A 1392-nucleotide genomic window follows, 5' to 3' on the forward strand; every position below is an offset into this window, starting at 1 on the left:
GAAAACCCTATCTGCATCATGCCTTCACAAACCAGCATGGACGCAGTATATAACAGGATGGTCAGCCCCCATCCCAACATAAATAACCGCTGATCCTTATGGCCTTCCTGATGCATTCTGAAGGATACATACAAAATAAATAGGGGAACGATAATCGTTAGGCAATGCCCATAAAGGTTTGCCACAATCTTGTCCATAAAACAAATAGGGTAGTCTATGAGACTGATTCCAATAAAGAGCAATAGGAACCTGTAATAAAGTTTGTTGTAAGTTCCAACGTCCGAGAAAATCATAAAAAAAACAATAATGGAAATGATAAAAAGCAATCCGATTTCCATAGATAAGCTCATCAGAGCATGAGAATGCGCGGGTATTATAGCATTATATATCCCATAATTGATACTCTGATGGATACTGAGTAACAAAACACAAATGGAAAAGGCAAGGGATGTCTTATTCTTTAGTTTTAAATAAATAATGAAATTTATAAGAACAACTGCAATCAGCATTCCAAAGAAAAAACTATTCAAACAAAACTCTTCTATTCTGACCTGGTTTAGTTCCTTATCCGTATAAAACTCCAGCTTATAATTATGTGAATAGTCAGACTGAATTCGCATATAGATAGGTTTTTTTTCTACCAAGTTATTGGGATCCAACCGAAACACCGGAAAGGTCAAACTCTCGTCATCTCTAATTAAACTATTGCCCCACCCGGAGTAATGCACATCATAGCCCTTCTCCGTGGGTATGTAAAGCTGTACGTTTTGAATGTTCGGACAAAATAACGCAATGTAGTCTTTCAGCAACTCTTTTTTCTCTGTTGGAACCCTGAGCCAGAACGTTGAATGACTTCTGCCAAACGTAAAGGATGACGTTTCATTTCCCGTAAATTCACCCTGTTTCCAGACGGTATCGGCATCATTTACAGTCAACTTCCCAGCGATATCCTCATAATAGGAAAACCCAATTCGATTAAGTTTCGAATTTTCCTCTTGTGACGTAGTATCTGGCACATAAAACAACACAAAAATCATAAACAACGTAAAAAGCCCGAACCCAGTGAGTATGAGCGATTTTTTTATTTTTTTCATATAGCTCCCCTCAAATAGGATGAATGGCATAAAAAGCAACGCCAACTCCGATTAAAAAGCATCTAACGATTCTAATTAAAAGAAATAATACTATTCGAAAAATGTAATATTATGGCTGTGATTATAACCGTTTATATATTTTACGCTTAATTGTTCTTCTATTCAATCTTTTTTGTGCATCTCAATTACAACAATTGTGACATCATTGTAGAACTTGGAGAAAAAATCGAAGACGTAAAGCTACACCGTAAAGCCATAGAGCACGGTGCGAATACTTTAGAGAAGAAAAAAAATCTCT

General features: G+C 36.4%; 1 protein-coding gene. It reads right to left on the reverse strand.

All coding sequences use genetic code 11. From position 1 onward, the window contains the following. The coding region (locus tag RTK36_RS10175; protein ID WP_312046791.1) for a 7TMR-DISM family protein at positions 1–1094 on the reverse strand (1094 nt) is incomplete at its 3' end. Positions 1095–1392: the final 298 nt, after the last annotated feature.

Source organism: Anaerotignum sp. (genome assembly GCF_031981185.1).
Classification (GTDB): domain Bacteria; phylum Bacillota; class Clostridia; order Lachnospirales; family Anaerotignaceae; genus Chakrabartyella.